A 23543-nucleotide genomic window follows, 5' to 3' on the forward strand; every position below is an offset into this window, starting at 1 on the left:
GAGGCATAGAGTTTAATATTAGGGCAACAAGCCAACAAAGATTAATATAAAACCCTAAGCAAGACCATTTTTATGATTAATAGTGGAATGGAATCCAATGCTAAAAATACTAAAAGATAATCAGTTGATTTCATGTGTTTTGTTATTTTCTACATTTAATTCAGCATGGGCAGATGATATCTCTATTGAATACTTAGTCCCCGCAGGGTTCTCTGCCGCTGAAGAAAATAACACGCTGCAATTGCTTGGCGTATTAGATGGCAAAACCTTACCTGGTCCGCTATTTTTCTCAGAAGAGAAACAACAGTTAAGTTTTGATAAGCAACTATATAGAAATAACAATGTTAGTGAACAGTCAACTATATTGTTAGAACAGATCCTAGCTCAACTCCCCTATTTACAATGTCAAAATGGTTGTGACTATATTTTATCTGGCCATAATATCATGCTGGATAAAATTAATAATGTCATTACCATAAACAATAGCAGCAACCGCTACTTGATGCCACCGACTACGTGGGGCCTGGTGCATAACCAATCTTTTGACCTGCGCATGACGGCCAAAAACTACCGTGCTATATCTGGTCGTGGACAAGGCTATATTGGTTTGCCTTGGCAATCATATGGTTTTATAAATTGGTTTTATAACACCACGCGTTCGAAGAATAATTATCTGCAAAGAAATACCTCCCAGTACCAGCACCGGACGCAAAAAGGGATTGATAGTTGGTACTTACAAAAGAACTTTCAGACACTCTATTTACGAACCGGCAGGCAAAATAATCTGGATAACAGCGCCGGTAGCATTCACACCTTACTCAACCCAGCACTAGACCAATTTATCACCTTAGGTAGCCAAAGCTATTTGGCTCTTGATAAGCCCTCTGCGGGTAGCCTGGTGTTATATGCCACAGCGGATGGGGATTTTGAGATTTACCGCGATAATCAACTTATTCGTCGTATTCCTGCACAACTGGGCCGCAATGAAATTAATTATAATCAACTACCTGGCGGCTATTATAACGTTGAAATTCGCTTAGTAGATAATACTGGCCGCGTAATCAGCCAGGAAAGCCAAGTCATCAGCAATATCAGCACTCAAACTAATAATGGTTGGTTTGTAACTATGGGGAAAGGGACGAAAAACAATAAAAACCAGAATAAAAACCCCAATAGAGATCACCCTTATTTAGTGCAATTTGGTCGCAGTATGAATATAAAAAATCTACAAACAAATATCTCGCTGCTTAAAGACAATGCCCATCACTGGGCCGCTGAAGGGAATATATCGCGGCCATGGGGTTTCTCCGAACTGACTATTACCCCCACCCTTGGCATGATGTCTGGTGAAAAACATGGTGGCGGATATCTGCGCTTGAATGGCGGGAATACTATATTAGGCTATCTATCAGTAGCTCGTTATCAAACGCCAGATGTATCAATCTATGCGCCAAACTACGGCAGTACATCTGTATCTTACAGCCGTCGCTTTGGGCCAACTCAACTCAGTTACCAATTTAATCAATATGAACGCAGTAGACAGCACCGTATTCAGGGCAGTTGGGACTGGCGGCACCCACAATTTGGCCTAAACCTCTCCCTCGGCGTACAAAAAGGGGACCAGTGGAACAGAACAAATAGCTATAGTGATAATAACTATGGTGTTTTTCTCAATACCACACTCTCCTTCCAGCAAAGCAGCGCCAGCATAAACAGCGCCTATGCACAGCAGCAGTTAACCACCAGTGCCAGTTACCAAAAAGAGTTCACCGATAACCATGGCACCAGCTCTTTGGGCATTAATGGCAGTACCAGCGGGAGAAATAACAATAGTATCGGCAGCTTTGCCCACCGTAGTGGAAGTCGTGGAGATATATCCGCCCGAGTGGGTATTGATAGCAAAATAGCCAATGGTGGGATCAGTTATAACGGTATGTTTGCTATCAGCCCACAAGGGGCAGCTCTGGGGCGTAGTAGCTACAGCGGCTCGGCACTATTAATAGAAACACCAGAATTATTGGATACGCCTTATAGCTTCCAGGCAGAAGGTCATCCCATAACGGGCGGCGGTCTCTATGCCATACCGGTTCCCCGCTATAAGGATCGCTTCTTTATTACTACTCATAATGACCGTAGTGATCTGGATATGCATATTCAATTACCAGTCAATATTGTACGGGCACATCCTGGGCAGGTATTTTCCAGTAAAGCAGACATTACCTTAAGCCTGCTTTACAACGGATTCCTCAAAGACTCCCGTGGGCAACCCGTCAGCGGAGTCATTCAGGAAACAGGCGATACAGTCCACCCTAATGGACTGTTCTCCATTAGTTCAAATACCATACTGAAAGACATTACTGTCCAAAATGGTTCAATCCGTTATCGCTGCGATATGCGTCAGCAGCATGATCACATTTACCAGTGTCATTCGTATTAATATCTATAGGAATTAGAATGAAATTTAATAAGTTACTTTCAGCTGCTTTTTTACTATTGCTGCCAATTACCGCAACTTATGGGCAGTTATCGGTTATTCCCGTCAGCACTACGGTTAATGCACTGGATCAACACCGCACGATACAAGTCTATAACAGTGGTGATCAGCCGCTTTATTTAGATATCTCACTGCAACGGGTCGATAATCCTGGTATCAACCCAGAGAAAAAAACACTGATTAGTGATATTCCTCAGCCTGAAATCATTTTTAACCCTAACCGAATTACATTAGGGCCAAAACAGAAGCGGGATATCAAGTTATTACCACTAAAATCTCCGGTGCAAGAAACACTCTATCGCTTGTATATCGATCCGATAGTCGAGACCAAAGCCGTTGTGAACAATGCCGATAAAAGTAAAATCCACGCGCCGATGACTATCAGTATTGGCTATGGGGTGCTTATTCATCATGTTCCGCCTATAAGTGCACACACTCGCCATTGGATGCATCAATGTATGCCCGACAACCGTTTGATGCTGAGTTCCACAGGTAGCGTTCACAGTAAGTTTGCACAACTCAAATCACCCGATGACTCCAAACTGTCTGACAACCTGAATCTATACCCTGGCACACCAATCACCTTGTCAGTCAAACAACTTAGCGGGAAGGTAGATAATGAACCTTTTGCTCTTCATTGCAGTTAGTTTGCTATCACTTGGTGCTTTTGGGGCAATCGATATTCAGCCACATGTGTTGGAAATGCGGCAGGCCAATGCTGTGGTAAATGTTATCAATCGCAGTTCAACCACTGAATACATCACGGTTCAGTTATATCGGATCAATAACCCCGGCGTATCACCCGAGCAAGAATCATTGACCGCTGTTGGGGAACAACTACAGCCATCACTGTTTGCCGCTCCGGCCAAACTGACTCTCGGCCCCAAGCAAAGCGGAAGAGTACTCCTGAAAGCTCTACAAGCGCCGGAGAAAGAGCAGGTCTATCGGTTATCAGTGGCCCCTGAAAAAAACCTGCGGGTTAAGGGGGGTCATGGGGCGGTACTGGGTGTGCAATTAAGTTATATGGGGCTGATCAGACATTTGCCAGCGTCATTGCAACCCCAGTGGCAGCACCGCTGTGTCAACGGGACGTTAGAATTACAAAATACCGGTAATACCCGCCTGAGGTGGCACCAATTAATAGCCCAAGGCCAAGATATCAAAGATTTTAATCTCTATCCCGAGCAACGCCGGAAACTGGCAACCAGAGATATACAGGGAATGATTGAGGATAAAACCTTTAGTTTGAGATGCACGGTGGATTAAAGACAAGGAGGGTTATGAAAATTATCAAAATAGTCGCCATATCACTATTACTTTTCTGTCAGGTAGCTTCAGCGACAGCTCCGATTCCGCTAGGAAGTATTGATGTCAAATTAGATGTCACTGCACCAGCAAAAATTCAGATCGAAAATCCCAAAGGCGGTGGTTGGTATAGCAACATTAAGCTGGAGAGTACCCCGGAAGATCGGTCTCTTTTTCAGGCGGAGGTGCCTGTGAGGGTAAAACTTCGACGGGCAGAGAGTTTCACTATTTCGGTTAAAGATCCATTAATACTCACCCGTGAAACCAGTGCTGTGCATTCAGCACCATTGGTGTTCTCGCCAGCCAAAGTGAGTTGGGGTAGGCGTGGCCATCTACAGCCATTAGTAGCCGCTACTCCACAAGAATTTGTGGTCGGAAAAAGTACAACTAGCCAAAATAGTGCCGATTATCTATTACATATTTCTGCCCAGGCACCTGATGGGCAAGATACCGCTGGAAAATATCAGGGGCAGTTAACATTAATCTTCGAAATAAACAGCTAATAGTTATGGAGAGACACCAAGTGAACATTAATAATAAACACTTATTTATGGGGCTATTGCTATTAATACTGTCTCCCGCCGTGATGGCAACGCCTGATTTTCGTGACGTGTTCGTCAAAGACTATACTAATTGCTCAATACAATTATTAGATGATGACAGTGTGAAAGTCTCTTTTCGGGCAAATGTGCTAGGTAATTCAACTGAGGATCTTGATGTGTATCCATTATTATCATTCTATCTTTATGATGAGGCTGACGCATTAAGTTCACAAAGTTCACATCCAGCCAATATCAGTAATTTATCTATCAATGGCAATGGCATAGTATCGCCCCTTACCAATAATGAATGGGTACTTAACTCTAAAACTATTACTGGGACGGCATTCTATGATGTCTCATTTGTAGTTCCCTCTGATACTATTCATCATCTTGGAGCGGTAAGAGTCGGCGTAACTATTGGCCTTGTTGAATATATAACTAGGATTAAGGGCGATGGTTATGTTCGAGTATTTGTTGTTCAACCAAAGGGTGTTTCTTTTAACTCATTAGGTAATCAGTGCAGATCCTTTGTTATAGACTCACCACCAGAAGCGTTGAAAATTGATCCTAAGTTTCGTTTAAAATCAGCTGTATGGGAATTAAAGTCCATTGATTTGGATACGTTGTTAAATAACGGTAGCTTAGAGGTCCCACTGAAAAATCCACATACTGATGAATTATGTATTAGCTACCGAAGTATGGGGATAAGTGATGATGGTTATATGATTAGCATCAATAACATTAATGGGTTATCTGAAGACGGTCAACATTTTAAATTAATAGAAAAATCGAGCAATAACGTGATTAACTACGACATATACCTGTCTTATGATGGCGCTTTTACCAATGAAATCGACTACACTCAAGCAAACAATCCAAGCCAACATATTCATTTAGAGCGTGAACGTTTTCCCAAAGGGGAGGCATGTTGGTCACCTGAAATTGAGGTTTATAGCACTGGAACTACCGATAAGGGCAGCTATAGCGACACGCTGAACTTTACAATTACCCCTGTAACATGACACTAATTAACCAACTGATAATGTTATATTTTCACCATAAAAAGGCCCATTATCGGGCCTCAGACTGCTGACAAACCCCAGTGACTCGATCTTGAACGGTGAGGATAGGCAGAAGAGTAAAGCGTCCGCGCCAGGGAGGGCGCGGCTCGAGCCATCAGGGATGATTTTACGGCGTCTTTACGATCTGCCTGTTCTCTCCGCTCAGGCGGCTTTGTCAATAACCTTAAGGCCCGTTACCGGGCCTTAAAAATACGGTATAAAAGCGGAATACTTAGCCACCCAGATAAGCTGAACGCACAGCCTCATTCGCCAGTAAAGCTGCCCCGGTATCTTCCAGAACAATGCGCCCATTCTCCAATACATAACCACGATCAGCCAATTTCAGTGCCTGATTCGCATTCTGCTCAACCAGGAAGATAGTCATACCCTCTTCTCTTAGCTGTTGAATAGTATCAAATATTTGCAGGATAATAATCGGGGCCAGCCCCAGGGACGGCTCATCCAAAAGCAGCAATTTAGGTTGACTCATCAATGCACGGCCTATCGCCAGCATCTGCTGCTCACCACCGGACATCGTCCCTGCCCGCTGAATACGCCGTTCAAACAACCGTGGAAACAAGTCGTAAACGCGCTCAATGCGCTGTTGATATTGCTGGCGATCAGCAAAGAAGCCGCCCATTGCCAGATTCTCTTCAACCGTCATGCGAGAAAATACGCGACGGCCTTCCGGTACAATTGCAATTGCCTCGCGCATAATGCGGGCCGTCTGCCAGTCAGTAATGTCCTGCTCACCAAAAACGATACAGCCTTCAGTGGCGCGCGGCTCGCCGCATAATGTTCCCAACAATGTCGTTTTACCCGCACCATTGGCCCCAATCAGCGTAACAATTTCGCCCTGTTGAATATGTAAACTAACCTGATGCAGCGCCTGAATTTTGCCGTAATGGGCTGAAACTTGATTAAATGACAACATGTTATGTTTATGCCTCGCCCGCTTTCCATTCACTCAACATAAGGCTACTCACCCAAATAGGCCCGAATTACATCCGGGTTATCACGGATTTCAGCAGGAGTGCCTTGTGCCAACGGCGTTCCCTGATTCACCACATAAATGCGGTCAGAGATACCCATCACCAGTTTCATATCATGCTCAATTAACAAAACTGAAACCTGATGCTGGCCTCGTAACTCCATAATCAACTGATTCAGTTCATCAGTCTCTTTCGGGTTCAGACCTGCCGCAGGTTCGTCGAGCATCAATAACTCAGGCCGGGTCACCATGCAGCGGGCAATTTCCAGGCGCCGTTGCTGACCATAGGCCAAATTCCCCGCCTGCCGGTTTGCCAGCTCTAATAAGCCGACACGCTCCAGCCAGGTTGCGGCACGTTCCAGGGCATCAGCTTCTGCGCGACGAAAGCCCGGCGTCTTCAGCAAACCGGCAAAAACACCACTTTTAAGATGCTGATGTTGTGCCACCAGCAAGTTCTCTACGACAGTCATTTCGCGGAACAAACGCACGTGCTGGAAGGTACGAATCACGCCCATGCGGGCAATCATCTGGCCGGGTAGCCCTTCCAGGTGGCGATCACGTAATTTAATAGTGCCACCTGTTGGCCGGTAGAATCCAGTTAGGCAGTTAAAAATGGTGGTTTTTCCCGCCCCATTAGGGCCAATCAGTGAGACAATTTCCCCCTGATTAAGGGTCAATCCCACGTTGTTGACCGCCAGTAATCCACCAAAGCGCATCGACAGCCCTTCAACGGCTAACAAAGGTTGCGTACTCATGCTTTCTCCCCCTGTTTAGCGTTGATTTCGGCAACTTTCAGCTTCAGTTGTGGCCGTTTCATTGGCAACAGGCCCTGCGGTCGCCAGATCATCATCAATACCATCAATGCCCCCAACAGCAACATGCTGTAGGCATTGAGATCACGCATTAACTCGCGCGAAACCACCAGTATTACCGCCGCCAGAATGACCGCGAACTGTGAACCCATCCCCCCTAAAACCACTATCGCCAGCACGAAAGCCGATTCAACAAAGGTAAAAGACTCTGGGCTGACAAAACCTTGTCGCGCAGCAAACAGCGTACCGGCAAAACCTGCAAAGGCCGCACTGATGGTAAACGCCGTTAGCTTGATTTTTGTTGGGCTAAGGCCCAGTGAACGGCAGGCAATTTCATCTTCGCGCAGCGCTTCCCATGCCCGACCTAGCGGCATACGCAGCAATCGGTTAATCACGAACAGGGTCAAAATCACCAACAGCAGTGCCACCATATACAGGAAAATGATGCGATCGCTTGGGTCATATGTCAGGCCAAAGAAGTTATGGAAGGTATCCCAACCGCCATCTTTTGTGGTGCGGCTAAACTCCAGACCAAACAGTGTCGGTTTAGGAATTTGGCTAATGCCATTCGGGCCACCAGTGATTTCGGTATTGTTGAGCAGCAAAATACGCACAATTTCACCAAAACCAAGTGTGACGATCGCCAGATAATCCCCACGCAGGCGCAGGACGGGGAAGCCCAGCAAGAAACCGGATAGCGCCGCGACGATCCCTGCCAGCGGCAAACTTTCCCAAAAACCTAAACCGTAATAGTGATTCAACAGCGCGTAAGTGTATGCACCGATGGCATAAAATCCACCGTAACCCAGCACCAGCAGGCCAGATAAGCCCACCACGACGTTCAATCCCAGGCCCAGCATGACGTAAATTAGCGTCAGGGTGGCGATATCAACTGAACCACGGGAGACCAAAAATGGCCAGGCAATCGCGGCAATAATAATTGCAGCGGCGAATAATTTCTGCCGAGGCGTGGTGCCGTCAAAACTGGGCAATACCCAGGCTGGGCCTGAGATTTTTTTGATGCCCTGTTGTATGACCGGGCGCACCAACTGGAAGAAAAATACCACGACACAGGCCGCGCCAATCCACAGCCAGCGGATTTCCGACGCACCTTGCACGATCAGTTTGGTGCCATCTAGCTGCAACTGTAGCCCCATAACAAACGAGGCGAGAACCAGCAGAACGAAACTGGAGATAATGGCGTTGACGAAGTTGAGCTGTTTCATACTTTTTCAACCTCCGGACGGCCTAATATCCCAGTAGGCATGACTAACAGCACGACAATCAGCAATGCGAATGAAACTGCATCTTTGTATTCGGTGCTGAGATAAGCAGAGGTCAGTGCTTCCGCAACCCCTAGAATCAAGCCGCCAATCATTGCGCCGGGAATACTGCCGATCCCGCCCAACACTGCCGCAGTGAATGCTTTCATGCCAGCCATAAAGCCGATGTATGGGTTGATCACGCCATAGAATTGGCCGAGTAATACGCCCGCAACTGCCGCCATCAATGCCCCGATCACGAAGGTCAGTGAGATGACTCGATCCGTATTAATGCCCAGCAGGCTAGCCATTTTCAAATCTTCAGCACAGGCACGGCACGCGCGGCCCATCCGGGAGTAGCGGATAAAGAGTGTCAGCGCCAACATGGCGAGGAAGGTGACTATCCAAATCGTCAACTGCATGGTGCTGATAGTGGCGGCGAAACCATTGGTTTCAGCCAAGGTCCACTGTCCGGTCACTAAACTCGGTAGCGCCAGATCCCGTGAGCCTTGCGTCAGGCTGACGTAGTTTTGCAGGAAGATAGACATCCCAATCGCCGAGATCAATGCAATCAAACGCTTAGAGCTACGAACCGGCTTATATGCCACCCGTTCGATACTCCAGCCATAAGCACTGGCGATCACAATTGAGACCAGGAAAGCACAGCCAATCAATAGCCAGCTGGCATCAATCCCCATCATCATTAATGCGGCTATCACGATAAATGAGACGTAGCTGCTGATCATATACACTTCGCCATGAGCAAAGTTGATCATGCCAATAATGCCGTACACCATGGTGTAACCAATGGCGATCAGCGCATAGGTACTGCCCAACGTAACGCCATTGAACATTTGTTGCAGAAAATACAGAAACTGCTCTGACATACCCTAACCCTTTGATTCACTTGCCTGGCTGCCCTCGCCAATTGCGCCTAATCTACTCTGTGCAGAGAGGAAAATCCCCCCAAAATCTGGGGGGAATGCAATGGGTAAAAGGGGCCGGGTTGCTACGGGAGCAACCCTACAACTTGATGTTTCTAATATTATTGTTATTTGACTGCGGTAGATGAGCCATCCGCGTGCCATTCAAAAATACCGAACTCAAACCCTTTCAAATCACCTTTTTCATCCCAGCTCAATGGCCCCATCACTGTTTCGACCGGCTTGCCGGTTTTCAGATCTTTGACCAAATCAGCTGGCTCCTGGCTGCCGGTACGCTCCATCGCCGTGGTCAACGATTGCAGCGCGGCATAGGTGGTCCAGACAAATGGGCCAGTTGGGTCCAGCTTCTTCGCTTTCAGTGCATCAACGATAGGTTGGTTAGTCGGCACTTGATCATAACGTTTCGGTAATGTCACCAACATACCTTCGGAAGCATCACCGGCGATGTTGGACAGTGAGGAGTTACCCACGCCCTCTGGACCCATGAAGCGGGCTGTCAGACCTGCCTGCTTAGCCTGACGCAGAATTTGCCCCATCTCCGGGTAGTAACCACCGAAGTAGACGAAATCGACATTCTCTTTCTTCAGACGAGCAACCAGGGTTGAGAAATCTTTATCACCGGCGGTCACACCTTCAAACAGAACCGGTTCTGTACCTTGTTTTTTCAGGCTATCACGCACGGAGCGCGCCAGACCTTCACCGTATTGCTGCTTATCGTGCACAACAGCGATACGTTTAGGTTTGATGGTCTCAAGAATATATTTAGCGGCGGTTGGGCCTTGATCAGAATCCAGGCCGGTGGTGCGCATAATCATTTTGTAACCACGGGTGGTTAGATCAGCATTTGTCGCGGCAGGGGTGATCATAATCACGCCTTCATCTTCATAAATGTCTGATGCAGGCTGAGTCGAAGAAGAGCAAAGATGACCAATAACGTAGCGGATACCGTCATTAATGACTTTGTTGGCAACAGCAACGGCTTGTTTCGGGTCGCAGGCATCATCGTATTCCACACCGACCAGCTTATCGCCTTTAATTCCACCTTTGGCATTGATATCAGCAATAGCCTGACGTGCACCGGTAAATTCCATGTCACCATATTGGGCTACCGGGCCGGACATCGCGCCAACAATGGCAACTTTAATGTCTTTCGCCAGTACAGAGTGGCTCATCGCCATCGCGATACACCCAGCCAGCAACACTTTACCTTTTGTTAATTTCATCCGCGAATTCCCCATCTGTCATTGTGAACGTGCTTGTTGTGTTGGTCTTAACGTTTTATCGTGCCGCTACGTTTTATTCATATGTAATAATGATTTAGTCTCAAAAGTGATGCTTTTTTCTAATAAGACTTTATTTTTCATGTTATTAAACAGGAGTTTTATGCTGTAAATCAACTCAGACAAGCAGAAACAAGCGGTGCAAACAGCATAAAATTAGGATTAAATTGAATGGGTTTTACTCAAATGATAGTGGGTTATGCTGGTTGAGCGACCATTTACTCTGTTAAAACTCGGAAAATGCAGTATCGAAAAAACATTTTCCCCCAAGCACGTACAGAAAAACTTACACAACGCTCTGGTCTGTGATCTAGTACAATAAACCACAGCACAATATCCTTTACTTTCTTATGGTCTCTTGGCGATGAAACTGACTATTGAACGATTAACAGCCCTGACTCATCAGGATTTTATCGATTTAGCGAAGATTTGGCCTGAGCAGCAGCCAACCAGCTGGCACCAATGGATTATCGACGGTAATCCGCTCTTTGCTGCGCGCTTTAATGAGCGCCTGTTAGGTGCGGTGAAAGTTGTTGTGAATGGTCATAATGCCAGGCTTCAGGATTTGTGTGTCAGAGAGGTGACACGTCGGCGTGGTGTGGGGTTATATCTGATTGAAGAGACGCTGCGTCAGCTGCCGGCCGTTCAGCACTGGGCGCTGGGTGATGAGCAGATCACGGCCGAAAATCGCGCGGCCATAGCGGGTTTTATGCACGCCTGTGGTTTTAGTCGTAGCACGCAGGACTGGCAGCGATAACTCACAGCAATCATTAGAGGTGGAGTTATTAATTCTGAGATATTGGTAAAGTACCAGTGGCGGAGAGAACAGGCAGATAGTAAAGACGCCGTAAATCCGTCCTTGGAGAGCGCCGCCCTGCCGCGGACAGCTCGACTCTTCCACCAGCCCTCACCGCTCCAGATCGAGTCATCGGGATTTGCCATCAGTCTGAAAGTCATTAACTCTGCGGCTTTGCACGATTTCAAGCTAGGTTAACCAGGCCAGCCTTGAGTGCCAGAAAAGCAAAAGGGCGATATTAATATCGCCCTTTCTGTTGTATCACAATTGCTGAATCGCCTTATCAGGCTTCAATTGCCATACGTAATTTTTTCATCGCATTTTTTTCAAGCTGACGAACACGCTCAGCGGATACACCGTACTGATCTGCCAGCTCCTGCAACGTAGACTTGTTGTCATCATCCAGCCAACGTGCACGGATAATATGCTGGCTCCGCTCGTCCAAACCTTCCAACGCATAAGCCAGTTTATCTGCTGCGTGGTTATCCCAGTTATCCTCTTCAATGCCATCGGCAAAATCAGAGGTTTTATCCTGCAAATACAGGACTGGGGCCATAGATTGGCCATCACGTGCTTCGTCATCTGGAGATGGATCGAAAGTCATATCCTGTGCGGACATACGTGATTCCATCTCGCGAACGTCTTTACTGGTCACACCCAGTTCTTTGGCAACCAACTCGACTTCATCCTGGTTAAACCAGCCCAGACGCTGCTTGGTTTTACGCAGATTAAAGAACAGCTTACGCTGAGCTTTAGTGGTCGCGACTTTAACAATTCGCCAGTTACGCAGAACATATTCGTGAATTTCTGCTTTGATCCAGTGTACCGCGAAGGAGACCAGACGTACCCCAACTTCAGGGTTGAAGCGGCGAACTGCTTTCATCAAGCCAATATTACCTTCTTGGATAAGGTCAGCCTGTGGCAAACCATACCCAGAATAATTACGGGCAACATGAGCGACAAAGCGCAGGTGAGACAGGATAAGCTGTTTAGCCGCTCCCAGATCGCCCTGGTAATGCAGCCGTTCAGCCAGCTCCCGCTCTTCCTCTGCTGTCAGCATTGGATAGGCGTTGGCAGCCCGAATATAGGCTTCCAGACTACCTTGGGGTACTAAGGCTAAAGTTTGCATTTCTTTGGTCATTCAAAACCCTCTCATTGCATTGGCTATAAGTGCAGATTTCTCTCAGAGCTGATATTTTAGCATCTGCTTAAGCAGATTCAAGCGCTGGGCACCTTATCATTTCACTGTGCTTTTCGACCGAGTATTGCCAGAAAAGTTCATGCCGGATCACATTTTTTGCAGCGGATCGTAGTAAATGATCTGCAATACACAGCGGAAAGCGTCGATGGGATTCATCGGCAAACAGCGCCTCTCTCCCTGCCTTAACTGAACACCGCAGGGAAAGAGTATAACAAACATTCTTTACTGCGGTGTAAATCGGCGTAAATGTTGCACCGTAGCCAGCCAGGCGGCGATCCAGCCAATCATGGCGGAGATCAAGACCAATAGCAGGCACTCATCCCAGCTTAGGCCATGCAGTGTAAAGCTGGTGCCGAACACCGTCGCTACCTGTGTGACCACTGATCCTAGCTTCCAAACCAGCGCTTCAGAGAGGATTAACGACAGAATCGCGCCACCGAAGCCCAGCATCGCACCACCATTCAGGAACGGCCGCAGGATGAATCCATCAGTAGCGCCAATCAGTTTCATTACATTGATAGTATCGCGACGGCTGAAAATACTCAGACGCACACTGTTACCAATGACCAGGAACACGGCAACCACCATCAACACACCAATCATGGCCGCCACCTGCCCAACCAGGTCCGTGAGGGCGGCCAGACGAGCAAACCAGCTATCGTCCATACGAACTTCAGCGACCCCTTCCACTTTACTGACGCGGTCACGCAAGGTATCCAGTGTCCCAGAGCTTTGGAAATCCAACTTGGGCGTGATAATAGCAACGGCGGGCAGCGGGTTCTCTTCCAGCATATCCAGAGCACCACCAAAACCGGACCAGTTGCGAAACTCACCCATCGCTTCTTCCCGCGACAGATAATTGACCTTCTCGACACCGGCTTCTGCTTTCAACGTGGTGACCACATTTTCAGCCGCGTTATCATCCAATGCCTTATCCAGATAAACCGTCAGTTGCGGAGTTGGATACCACTGGTCTGCCGCCTGACTGACGTTCTTCCACACGATATAGCAGACACTTGGCAGTGTCAGTGAGATGGCAATCACCATCACCGTTAAGAGTGTTGCCAGTGGTTGGCGCATCATATCGGCGATCGCATTGACCCACGAATAGCGCCACTGTTCACGCCAACCGCCTTTCAGCGCTCTGGTTTTAGCTTTCTGTGCACTATTCGCCATGGTGCGCTCCTGACATTCGCCCCTGACTCAGCGTCAGAATCGGGTAGCGCCGCCGGGCAATCAACGACGTATCGTGGGTTGCCATCAAGACGGTAACGCCCACACGGTTAAATTCTTCAAATAAGCGCAAAATACCTTCGGATAACGCGTCATCCAGATTACCGGTGGGCTCATCTGCCAGTAATACCGCGGGTTTATTCACCACTGCTCGGGCAATGCCGACGCGCTGCTGTTCACCACCAGAAAGCTGAATCGGGAAGTTCTTCGCCTTATCCAGCAGCCCCACTTTATCTAGCGCCGCTGATACGCGCCGGCGAATATCTTCAGTGCTGGCACCGGCGATAATCAATGGCATGGCTACGTTGTCGTATACCGTCCTGTCCAGCAGCAGATGGTGATCTTGGAAGATCATGCCGATCTGGCGGCGCAAAAATGGTACTTCGCGGTTTTTCAAGCGGCTGATATCGTGACCGCCAAACCAAATATGGCCGGCACTGGGGCGCTCGATACCACAAATCAGTTTCAGCAGCGTACTTTTCCCTGCGCCAGAATGGCCGGTGAGAAACGCCATTTCCGCTGGCCGCAGATGAAAATCTACTCCTTGCAGCGCCTGTCGTCCGCCAAGATAAGCTTTACTGACCTGTTCAAAGCGAATCATCCGTATTAATCCTCTCGGGCAAAAAGAGCCTCAATAAAATCGTCAGCCTTGAATGGCCGTAAATCTTCTATGCCTTCCCCAACACCGATATAACGGATTGGGATACCGAACTGATCTGCGATGGCGAAAATCACCCCGCCTTTGGCGGTACCATCCAGTTTAGTCAGGGCAATCCCAGTCAGACCCACTGCTTCATTAAAGAGTTTCGCCTGACTCACCGCATTTTGTCCGGTACTGGCATCTAACGTCAGCATAACCTCATGAGGGGCATCGCCGTCCAGTTTTTTCATCACCCGGACAATCTTCTTCAGCTCCTCCATCAGGTGGGCTTTGTTTTGCAAACGCCCAGCAGTGTCGGCCAGCAACACATCAATACCACGGGCTTTAGCCGCCTGAATGGCATCGAAAATCACCGAGGCGGAGTCCGCACCGGTATGTTGAGCCACCACGGCAATTTTGTTGCGTTCACCCCAAACTTGCAGTTGTTCTACCGCAGCAGCGCGGAAAGTATCCCCCGCAGCCAGCATAACGGATTTACCTTCAGCCTGGAATTGACGCGCCAGTTTACCGATGGTGGTCGTTTTGCCCACGCCATTAACGCCAACCATTAAAATAACAAATGGATTTTTACCACTAACATCCAGTGGTTTGTCTACTGTAGACAAAATTTCGGACATCTCCTCTTTGAGTTTGCCATATAACGCTTCAGCATCTTTTAGCTGCTTACGGCTAGCATGTTCGGTCAATGAGGTGATGATTTTGCGGGTGGTTTCAACACCAACGTCGGCGATCAGGAGCTGTTCTTCCAACTCTTCAAACAGATCGTCGTCGATTTTTTTACCGCTGAACAGCCCCATAAAACCAGAGCCTAGGTTCTGCTTGGTTTTGAGTAAGCTGCGCTTTAACCGCGCGAAGAAGCCCTCTTTGGTTGGTCGCTCTTGTTCCTGCGCCGCGACTGGAACAGTGACCTCTTCAAGCTCTTCTTCCGGTTCAATTTCATCGTCAACGGCAGCATCTTCGGCAACAACCACCGTTTGTTCGAGAACCTCGATCAACGGCTCTTCCACAATGGCTTGTGGTGCCGGTGTCTCGATAGCAATACTCGCTTCCGTTATCGGCAGTTCTGGCGCACTGACAGTACCTTCATCCCATTCATCAGCACTGTTATCATCACTTTGAGATTGAGAGAAATGATGTTGTAAATACTCGGGTTCTGAAGATAAATTGATCGGTTCGTCGACGACCTGAGCGGTAGGTTCAGCATCTACCTCTGGCAGAATTTCAGCCGCAACTTCACTGATAGCAGCACTATCCCACTCACCTGGTGTTACCGCAGAGTGTTCAGCCGGTTGTTGATGCCCATCGGCATCGGCAGACGGGCTTTCAGATATCACTTCAGATGCAACTTCAGCCTGTTTTTCGCTGCTAACTTGCTCTTCAGCTTGCTCAGCAATACCTTCTTTCTCAGTAGCCAATGGCTCTGCTATTTGTTCTTCACTCTGACGGCCAAGACCCAGCCAGGAAAAAAATCCACGTTTTTTTTCTTTTGCCATTTTGGACTCTAATTACTTTGGGTTTGCATAAATAAGATAATAGTTCGCAAGTCTATCACTTTCCCCTGAGCAGCAACACGCGCACGATGCTGCTTTCTAGTGTGAATTCAATCAACAAAAGTTTAACGTTTCCCCCTCGGGGGACCTATAGGTAGAATAGACGCTAACTCTTTTATTCAGTGCTGCAATACTGGCCTATTTTCAAGCAAAGCGATCTATGGCAAAGCGACCGATAGCAAAAGAAAAACAAGCACCACAACACTGTGCAGGGCAGATCCGGATTATTGGTGGCAAATGGCGAGGGCGTAAATTACCGGTGCCAAATAGCCCTGGACTGCGCCCGACAACGGATCGGGTCAGGGAGACACTGTTTAACTGGCTGACCCCCATGATTCAGGGCGTTCGCTGCCTGGATTGCTTTGCAGGTAGCGGTGCCTTAGGGCTGGAAGCACTATCCCGTCACGCTGGCGAAGCCGTATTGCTGGAAGCCGATCGGCATGTCGCTAAACAACTGAGCAATAATTTGACGCTCTTGAGCGCCAAAAATGGTCAAGTTGTGAATACCAACTCTTTACAGTGGTTAGCTCAACCGGGGCAGCCCTTTGATCTGGTATTCCTCGATCCTCCGTTTCGTAAAGGTTTGTTAGCTGAAACCATCAATTTACTGGAGCAATTTAACTGGCTGACGGCCGATGCTTGGATTTATGTCGAAACCGAGGCCGAGAGTGCCACCACCGACCTCCCTGCCAGTTGGCAGTTACATCGTGAGAAGGTTGCCGGGCAGGTAGCCTATCGCCTCTATATCCGCCGTAAAATGGCTCACCAAGATGGTGAATCAGTTGAAGAACAGGAGCGACACCATGTGGATTAATCTCGGCCGATTATTGATGTTAGGAGTGTGGTTCTTCTTGCTGCTGAATCTGTTTCAGCCATTCCCTACCCCCTTAAAATATTTTATTAATGTTGCCATGATATTTATGGTTTTGATGCATGGTCTGCAACTGGTCTTGCTCAAATCCACTCAACCAAAAGATCAACCGATCAGTGGCTTACAACAATTTAAGATTTTTGTCTTTGGGGTGTTTGAATTACTGGCTTGGCAAAAGAAACAACCACCACTGCCTAAAAAATAGGGCTTCTGCCGCGAGGCTAATGCCTAAGCTGCCATTTCTAAACGGTTATGGCGGCAACGGCTTATTTGGCAGCCGAATTTGGGGTAAAACCAATATAGCGGGTGCCTCGTAAACGCAATGTTCCCTGTGCGCCTTGCTCTATGCGGTTATATTCCTGCTGTGGTAATATCATTTTGATTTTACCGTCGCCTCTCACTTCTATCCCACTGAAAAGTGGTTGGAAATATACTTCATAGCGCTTCTCTTCGGCGACAATCTCTTCGCGCTGACGCGAGCGGCGATTAGGGGCCAATACCTCCCGCTTTTCAGCAACTTCAACTTGCAAACTGCGCACAGGCGCGCGGTCGTTTTCTACATCCTGCCGTTTTTTCTGCCAGTACTGACGAGTCGCCAGTACTGCAATCAATACCACCACGGCAATCAATAATAACGGCGGTTTACTCATAAGGTATGACCTTAAAATCGCACCCAATAGCGGTAGTTAGATTTATGACCCGGTTTAGCTTTATGACCCAGTTTTAAGGCTTGTTGCCCGGTAAATAAGGAAAACTCATCACGTTACTGTCCAATTCAGAGATCCGGGCACTGCCCTTCTCCGTCACGGCATCAATGCGAATAACCGAATGCAGGGGAATATAGCTGCGGTTAACACCTGAAAATTCGGTCTTCAGTTTTTCCGTTGAGGGGTCGACCAGCAATGTCGATTGGCTATCGAAGACAAAATCAGCAATTTCAATAAATCCAAAGAGGTTACTAGGCCCTACCTCGCGGACATAGAGCTGATAATTCTTACCGTTATTTATAAACTGAATACGATAAAGTAACTGTTCATTAGTCATGGCGTTATCTGCCTCTATCCCTTGGTTTAGCAAAAGGAAATCGGCGTTAACATAACATGTGGGTCAAACAAGACCAAGAGCTGCGCTGGTTGATTCTGCGACTAAATCAGATTATGCGCACTGCCGCGCATTAAGTGTCATAAAACATCCAAATCACTCTCGCGTCGCTATCACTCTGCTCTTCCATCCTTTACACTTATTCAGGTATATACCCAAAGTTATTGGTGTTGCGTTTTTTTATTACAACCCAGGTATTTCGCTGAAACCTGCATAGAAAAAAGGATAAATAATGAGCTGGCCATTCCTTGCCGTATTCTTTTCTGGTTGGTTGTTTGTCGATGCTACTTATCGTGGCCCACGCTGGCAGCGTTGGGTATTCAAACCCGTCACTCTGCTGCTGTTACTCTTACTTGCCTGGCAAGCGCCAATTCTTGGCCCTATGGGGTATCTGATCGTATTAGGCTTACTGGCGACCCTGGCTGCCGATGCCTTATTGTTGCTACCCAGTGAGCGCTTACTTTATGCGCTAGGGGCATTTTTCCTCTCTCATCTGCTGTATACCGTCAGCTTTGCTAGCCAGATGACTTTCACATTGTTCTGGCCGCTTCCTTTAGTTTTGATCATTGTCGGCGTGTTGCTGTTAGCCACTATCTGGACCAAGTTGGACGAGATGCGCTGGCCAGTTGTCGCGTTCGTCGGCATGACTTTATTTATGGTTTGGATGGCTGGTGAACAATACTTTGCCCGCAGCACAGACCTGAGCTTCTCATTGTTAGCAGGGACAGTTTTGTTGCTGATTTCACACAGTATTTGGCTGCTTAACCGCTATCGTTTCTCTTTCCGTGCTTCAGATGCCATCGTCGCGGGATGCTATTTTGTCGGGCACTTCCTGATTGTCAGGTCGCTCTATTTGTAATTAAGTAAATAAGTGAGTGCAGCAACACATGATTTAGCTGATTGATGTGACTCATGACTCCAGGGAGGGAGCTAAAACCTTAGGCGCGGGATGCGTTCTCCTTAGTCGTGCCCTTTCTGATATCAAAAAACCTTTTTAGCAATTATTCTCATTTACCCTCTTGACTCTGGAGTTGACTCCAAGGTGTAGAGTGCCGTCATATCTGCCAAATCCTGCTAAGGGGTCACTACCATGCATTCACATTCTGAACATAAGCACTCAACTGAGACACCGGGCAGCTGTGGCTGTGGTCATACTCATGCAAAAAAACAGGCCGGTTGCAGCAGTCAGCACGCAACCAACACCAGCAATGACAGCGAAAAGTCAGTGAGTGAGCACTCACATAAGGATGGAGATTGCTGTAGTCAGAGCCATACAGATGAAGGTGATGACGAAAGCGACATACTTGCGGCAGCGATGCCTGCGGGGAGTCAGCGCTTTAGCTGGCAAATCAAAGGGATGGACTGCCCAAGCTGCGCTCGAAAAATTGAGAATGCCGTCAGTAATCAGGTTGAAATTGAAAATGCAAAAGTGCTCTTTGCCACGGAAAAACTGGTGGTGGATGCTAGCACGGATATTCGTCTGCAAGTCCAGCAGGCGGTCAGGCAGGCAGGATTCATTCTGATAGATACCCAATTATCTGCTGAAAATCAGGTCGAAGCACCCGAATCGCGCCTTCGTGAATACCTGCCAATAGCACTATTAACCCTATTGATGTTGATCAGTTGGGGGATCTCTTTATTCAGCACCGAGTTGGCTGAGTTCGCCTTCGCCGCGACAACCATTGTCGGGCTGATCCCCGTGACAACCAAAGCCTGGAAGCTCATCCGCTCAGGCACACCTTTTGCCATTGAGACCTTGATGAGTGTCGCTGCAATCGGGGCGATGTTTATTGGCGCAACCGCTGAAGCAGCGATGGTATTGTTGCTGTTTATGATCGGCGAGTTGCTGGAATCCTATGCCGCAAACCGCGCCCGCCGTGGGGTAAAAGCGCTAATGGCGCTGGTGCCAGAAGAGGCACTGCTATTGAAAAATGGCGAGCGTATCTCAGTTCCAGTCGCTAGTTTGCGTCCCGGCGATATCATCGAGATTGCACCGGGAGGCCGCCTACCCGCAGATGCCGAATTAATGACCCCGTTCGCCAGCTTTGATGAGAGTGCCCTTACTGGGGAGTCAATCCCTGTTGAGCGGCAGCAAGGCGAAAAAGTCGCGGCGGGGTGCTTATCCGTCGACCGCGCCACCGAGATGCGAGTGATTTCAGAACCGGGTAATAACGCCATTGACAGAATCCTGCAACTTATTGAATTAGCAGAAGAACGTCGCGCGCCCATTGAACGCTTTATTGACCGTTTCAGCCGTATTTATACCCCTGCGATTATGTTGCTCTCGGTGCTAGTGATGTTGGTGCCGCCATTGGCTTTCGCCGAGCCTTGGGAGAGTTGGATTTACCGTGGCTTGACGTTGCTGCTGATTGGTTGTCCGTGCGCGCTGGTTATTTCGACTCCAGCGGCCATTACCTCGGCGCTGGCAGCGGCAACACGGCGCGGCGCACTGATCAAAGGCGGTGCGGCGCTGGAACAGCTTGGGCGCATTCAAACCGTGGCTTTCGACAAGACCGGTACACTGACGGAGGGTAAACCGAAAGTCACCGATATTCTGCCAGTCAATGGCGTAAGTGAAACCCGCCTGCTGGCCCTGGCAGCAGCGGTCGAAGCCGGATCACACCATCCGCTGGCTGTGGCGATTATGCAGCGAGCACAACAGAATACCCCACTGCTACCGCTGGCCGAAGGGCGGCGCGCGCTGGCAGGTATCGGCGTTGAGGGCAGAGTGAATGGATTAGCGGTGCTAGTCAGTGCGCCCGGTAAATTGCCTGCGGGGTTATTGACTGCTGAGTGGCAAACGCAGCTCGATCAGTTGGAGAGTAGCGGTAAAACTGCCGTCGCCGTACTGGAGGATGAGAAGTTTATTGGCTTATTGGCGTTACGTGACACACTACGTACTGATGCTAAGCAAGCCATTGATTCACTGAAAAAACTGGGCATCCAAGGTGTGATGCTGACTGGCGATAACCCACGGGCGGCAGCGGCAATTGCCAGTGAGTTGGGAATTGATTACCGTGCCGGGTTGTTGCCTGCAGATAAAGTGCAGGCGGTGATGGCGTTGAATCAAGCTCGCCCGACAGTGATGGTCGGGGATGGCATCAATGATGCGCCAGCGATGAAAGCGGCCAGTATTGGTATTGCGATGGGCAGTGGCACTGATGTGGCGTTGGAAACCGCCGATGCCGCACTCACCCATAACCGATTGACCGGCCTGGCAGAGATCATTCTGTTATCGCGGGCGGCAAATGCCAATATCCGCCAGAATATTACTATCTCATTAGGGTTGAAAGGGATCTTTCTGGTGACCACGCTGCTGGGCTTAACCGGCTTGTGGCTGGCGGTATTAGCAGATTCAGGTGCCACCGCATTGGTGACGGCTAACGCGTTGCGGTTATTGCGAAAAAAAGATGTTTAAGAGCTAAGACGAAAGGGGCAAATTACTCCACCTTTGCCCCTTTCTTCACCAGATACCGATAGGGTGTCTGTTGGGTATCTTGGGCCAACAACTGGTGATCCATAAAGCGGCAAAAGCCGGGGATATCACGGGTGGTGGCCGGATCGTCAGCAATGATCAGCAGTGTTTGGCCATCTTCCATATGGCGGACCTTTTTACGTACCATCATCACCGGCTCTGGGCAGCGCAGGCCCAATGCATCAAGTGTTTTATCTGGATTAGCAAAAATATCGGTCATGACGGCTCTCTTGTGGGTCAGTACGCAGTTGCGCAAAAGTATCGGAATTTATAAGCTGGCTGACGAAGCCGCATTCGTTTACGAAGTGGCGTTCGTTTACGAAGTTGCATAGTTTACAAAGACGCCTAGTTTACCCCGCCGATTTTTAGGTGCAAGTAGTGCTAACGTTTGCGTTAAAATTAACCATTGCATTCGTTGCGCAAACGGGTATCATGCCGCCGCGCCGTAAAATTACGGTACATTTTGTTTGGGTTCCCTCACCCCAATAACCAAAAAGGTCACATTTATGTTTTCGTTTACTCCCCAACAGCGGATGACCGCTTTGGTATGGCTATCGCTATTCCATATCGTCATCATTACCTCCAGTAACTATCTGGTGCAATTGCCGATCGCTATCTTCGGTTTTCACACCACCTGGGGGGCCTTTACCTTTCCGTTTATCTTCTTAGCCACCGACCTGACTGTGCGGATTTTTGGTGCTCCTTTGGCGCGCCGGATTATTCTGTCAGTGATGGTACCTGCGCTGCTGATTTCATACCTGATTTCAACCCTGTTTTATCAGGGAAGCTGGCAAGGGCTCCCGGCGTTAACCAGCTTTAATCTGCTCGTGGCGCGTATCGCAGCCGCTAGTTTTATGGCCTATGTGCTTGGGCAAATTCTCGATGTTCAGGTGTTTAACCGCCTGCGTCAGCGCAGTGCCTGGTGGGTTGCCCCGACGGCAGCGATGTTCTTCGGTAACATCAGCGATACTATGGCGTTCTTCTTTATTGCGTTCTACCGCAGTTCTGATCCGTTTATGGCGGCAAACTGGGTGGAGATCGCCCTGGTAGATTACAGCTTTAAGTTGCTGATCTGCATGTTGTTCTTCCTGCCGGCTTATGGCGTGATGCTCAATGTATTGCTGAAATATTTTGCCCGTAAGACCAACCAGCAAGCATTGGCGACTGTCAGTTCTGCGACACATTAATGGCTATTCAGGCAGCCACACCCCTGTGGTTGCCCCTCGCTGACCAACAACCGCTTATGGATTTCTCCTAAAACCGCCACCTCTTGGTTGCCCGCAGAACAATAGGTTGCTTTTAGCGACTGAATAAGGTGCGATAGAGTGATTGATCATTAATAACTGATTAGTTATCGGTGACGGTGAGTCATCGTATTTGACACGCGCTCAGCATTAATAAGGAACTCCCATGCATAAAATTACCAAGTTTCTCGCCGTCGGCCTGCTGGTTGTAGGACTCAGCGCCTGTGATAGCGGCAACGATAAAAATGTGGGTCAGGCGGTCAGCCTGCTGGAAGGCAAAGTCGCGTTGAGTTTGCCCGCAGATTTATCGGACCAAAGCGGAAAAATGGGCAATCAAGCCAATAATATGTCTGTTTTCGCCAATAAAACCGGCGATAAAGCCGTGATCGTGATTTTAGGCGATAACACTAGTGAAGCGCTGGAGGTGCTGACTGGCCGTTTAGCCAATCAACAGCGTGCGCGCGATGCTAATTTGCAAGTGGTGACGAATAAAGCGATTAAAATCGACGGGCAACCTTTCCAGCAGTTGGACAGCATTATTACCAGTGGCGGCCAGAAAGCCTACTCATCCGTATTGATGGGGAGAGTCGATAACCATTTGATGACACTGCAAATTACCCTGCCAGCTGAAAATCAGCAGCAAGCACAAGCTGAAGCAGAGTCCATCATCAGCACCTTGAAACTGAAATAGCCCTCCTCAACAGAGCGCAGTCAATCGCG

At 48.4% G+C, this 23543-nt stretch carries 24 protein-coding genes; 12 read left to right on the top strand and 12 right to left on the bottom strand.

What is annotated here, in order from left to right:
* Positions 1-97 precede the first annotated feature (97 nt).
* Genes AACW11_RS02625 through AACW11_RS02645 form a run of 5 tightly spaced genes read left to right on the top strand, consistent with a single transcriptional unit; the run spans position 98 to position 5363 of the window.
* Complete coding sequence (locus tag AACW11_RS02625) at positions 98-2437, top strand: TcfC E-set like domain-containing protein (protein ID WP_249192854.1); 2340 nt, start codon at positions 98-100, stop codon at positions 2435-2437.
* A 17-nt stretch (positions 2438-2454) separates the two neighbouring features.
* Positions 2455-3141, top strand: coding sequence for a pilus assembly protein (locus AACW11_RS02630; RefSeq protein WP_212585840.1), 687 nt, complete (start codon positions 2455-2457; stop codon positions 3139-3141).
* Positions 3113-3760: a hypothetical protein gene (locus tag AACW11_RS02635; protein WP_212585841.1), complete on the top strand. Its 648-nt coding sequence runs from the start codon at positions 3113-3115 to the stop codon at positions 3758-3760. Before AACW11_RS02630 ends, AACW11_RS02635 begins: the two co-directional genes overlap by 29 nt.
* Positions 3761-3774: 14 nt before the next feature.
* On the top strand, positions 3775-4302 hold the full coding sequence (locus AACW11_RS02640; protein WP_212585842.1) for a fimbrial protein: 528 nt from the start codon (positions 3775-3777) through the stop codon (positions 4300-4302).
* 20 nt (positions 4303-4322) lie between these two features.
* On the top strand, positions 4323-5363 hold the full coding sequence (locus AACW11_RS02645) for a hypothetical protein (protein WP_212585843.1): 1041 nt from the start codon (positions 4323-4325) through the stop codon (positions 5361-5363).
* Positions 5364-5634: 271 nt separating this feature from the next.
* On the opposite strand, the gene livF is transcribed toward AACW11_RS02645, so the two are convergent.
* From livF to AACW11_RS02670, 5 genes are all read right to left on the bottom strand, one after another.
* Complete coding sequence (livF, locus tag AACW11_RS02650; protein ID WP_054872993.1) at positions 5635-6336, bottom strand: high-affinity branched-chain amino acid ABC transporter ATP-binding protein LivF; 702 nt, start codon at positions 6334-6336, stop codon at positions 5635-5637.
* Positions 6337-6380: 44 nt separating this feature from the next.
* The gene (gene livG, locus AACW11_RS02655; protein ID WP_212585844.1) at positions 6381-7148 is read right to left on the bottom strand and encodes a high-affinity branched-chain amino acid ABC transporter ATP-binding protein LivG; all 768 of its coding nucleotides are present in this window, start codon (positions 7146-7148) and stop codon (positions 6381-6383) included.
* Entirely contained in the window at positions 7145-8431 is a 1287-nt protein-coding gene (locus AACW11_RS02660) for a high-affinity branched-chain amino acid ABC transporter permease LivM (RefSeq protein ID WP_212585845.1), read from the bottom strand. Before AACW11_RS02660 ends, livG begins: the two co-directional genes overlap by 4 nt.
* Positions 8428-9354, bottom strand: a complete 927-nt coding sequence (gene livH / locus AACW11_RS02665; protein WP_005274815.1) for a high-affinity branched-chain amino acid ABC transporter permease LivH — start codon at positions 9352-9354, stop codon at positions 8428-8430. Before livH ends, AACW11_RS02660 begins: the two co-directional genes overlap by 4 nt.
* Before the next feature lie 164 nt (positions 9355-9518).
* On the bottom strand, positions 9519-10634 hold the full coding sequence (locus tag AACW11_RS02670) for a branched-chain amino acid ABC transporter substrate-binding protein (RefSeq protein WP_145931590.1): 1116 nt from the start codon (positions 10632-10634) through the stop codon (positions 9519-9521).
* Positions 10635-11055: 421 nt separating this feature from the next.
* On the opposite strand from AACW11_RS02670, the gene panM reads away from it, so the two are divergent.
* Positions 11056-11448, top strand: coding sequence for an aspartate 1-decarboxylase autocleavage activator PanM (gene panM, locus AACW11_RS02675; protein WP_212585846.1), 393 nt, complete (start codon positions 11056-11058; stop codon positions 11446-11448).
* A 322-nt stretch (positions 11449-11770) separates the two neighbouring features.
* Here panM and rpoH read toward each other — a convergent pair whose 3' ends face one another.
* The 4 genes from rpoH to ftsY form a co-directional block, all read right to left on the bottom strand.
* Positions 11771-12628, bottom strand: a complete 858-nt coding sequence (gene rpoH / locus AACW11_RS02680; RefSeq protein WP_005274819.1) for an RNA polymerase sigma factor RpoH — start codon at positions 12626-12628, stop codon at positions 11771-11773.
* A 282-nt stretch (positions 12629-12910) separates the two neighbouring features.
* Positions 12911-13864, bottom strand: coding sequence for a permease-like cell division protein FtsX (gene ftsX / locus AACW11_RS02685; protein ID WP_212585847.1), 954 nt, complete (start codon positions 13862-13864; stop codon positions 12911-12913).
* Positions 13854-14522, bottom strand: a complete 669-nt coding sequence (gene ftsE, locus AACW11_RS02690) for a cell division ATP-binding protein FtsE (RefSeq protein WP_004391337.1) — start codon at positions 14520-14522, stop codon at positions 13854-13856. The genes ftsX and ftsE overlap by 11 nt, the downstream gene beginning before the upstream one ends.
* 5 nt (positions 14523-14527) lie before the next feature.
* Entirely contained in the window at positions 14528-16075 is a 1548-nt protein-coding gene (gene ftsY, locus AACW11_RS02695; RefSeq protein ID WP_212585848.1) for a signal recognition particle-docking protein FtsY, read from the bottom strand.
* 217 nt (positions 16076-16292) lie between these two features.
* On the opposite strand from ftsY, the gene rsmD reads away from it, so the two are divergent.
* Positions 16293-16946, top strand: coding sequence for a 16S rRNA (guanine(966)-N(2))-methyltransferase (gene rsmD, locus AACW11_RS02700; protein ID WP_212585849.1), 654 nt, complete (start codon positions 16293-16295; stop codon positions 16944-16946).
* Positions 16936-17208, top strand: coding sequence for a DUF1145 family protein (locus AACW11_RS02705; protein WP_212585850.1), 273 nt, complete (start codon positions 16936-16938; stop codon positions 17206-17208). The genes rsmD and AACW11_RS02705 overlap by 11 nt, the downstream gene beginning before the upstream one ends.
* Positions 17209-17269: 61 nt before the next feature.
* Here AACW11_RS02705 and AACW11_RS02710 read toward each other — a convergent pair whose 3' ends face one another.
* Positions 17270-17653 carry a DUF2500 domain-containing protein gene (locus AACW11_RS02710; RefSeq protein WP_212585851.1) on the bottom strand — a complete coding sequence of 128 codons (384 nt, stop codon included), beginning with the start codon at positions 17651-17653 and terminating at the stop codon, positions 17270-17272.
* A 73-nt stretch (positions 17654-17726) separates the two neighbouring features.
* Positions 17727-18047: a DUF1820 family protein gene (locus AACW11_RS02715; protein ID WP_212585852.1), complete on the bottom strand. Its 321-nt coding sequence runs from the start codon at positions 18045-18047 to the stop codon at positions 17727-17729.
* Positions 18048-18336: 289 nt separating this feature from the next.
* Here AACW11_RS02715 and AACW11_RS02720 point away from each other — a divergent pair, with 289 nt between their 5' ends.
* Together AACW11_RS02720 and AACW11_RS02725 are read left to right on the top strand one after the other, a co-directional pair.
* Positions 18337-18963, top strand: a complete 627-nt coding sequence (locus tag AACW11_RS02720; protein WP_212585853.1) for a lysoplasmalogenase — start codon at positions 18337-18339, stop codon at positions 18961-18963.
* A 231-nt stretch (positions 18964-19194) separates the two neighbouring features.
* Positions 19195-21522 (top strand): zinc/cadmium/mercury/lead-transporting ATPase, encoded by a 2328-nt coding sequence (locus AACW11_RS02725; protein ID WP_212585854.1) that lies wholly within the window; start codon positions 19195-19197, stop codon positions 21520-21522.
* Between the two features lie 22 nt (positions 21523-21544).
* Here the strand turns inward: AACW11_RS02725 and tusA are convergent, their stop codons facing one another.
* Positions 21545-21799, bottom strand: a complete 255-nt coding sequence (tusA, locus tag AACW11_RS02730; protein ID WP_212585855.1) for a sulfurtransferase TusA — start codon at positions 21797-21799, stop codon at positions 21545-21547.
* A 286-nt stretch (positions 21800-22085) separates the two neighbouring features.
* Between tusA and AACW11_RS02735 the strand changes: the two genes are divergently transcribed.
* The gene (locus AACW11_RS02735; protein ID WP_212585856.1) at positions 22086-22766 is read left to right on the top strand and encodes a 7-cyano-7-deazaguanine/7-aminomethyl-7-deazaguanine transporter; all 681 of its coding nucleotides are present in this window, start codon (positions 22086-22088) and stop codon (positions 22764-22766) included.
* Positions 22767-22989: 223 nt separating this feature from the next.
* Entirely contained in the window at positions 22990-23514 is a 525-nt protein-coding gene (locus AACW11_RS02740; protein ID WP_212585857.1) for a DcrB family lipoprotein, read from the top strand.
* The last annotated feature ends 29 nt before the right edge of the window (positions 23515-23543 follow it).

It is taken from the genome of Yersinia sp. Marseille-Q3913 (genome assembly GCF_963892745.1).
GTDB classification, from domain to species: Bacteria; Pseudomonadota; Gammaproteobacteria; order Enterobacterales; family Enterobacteriaceae; genus Yersinia; species Yersinia bercovieri.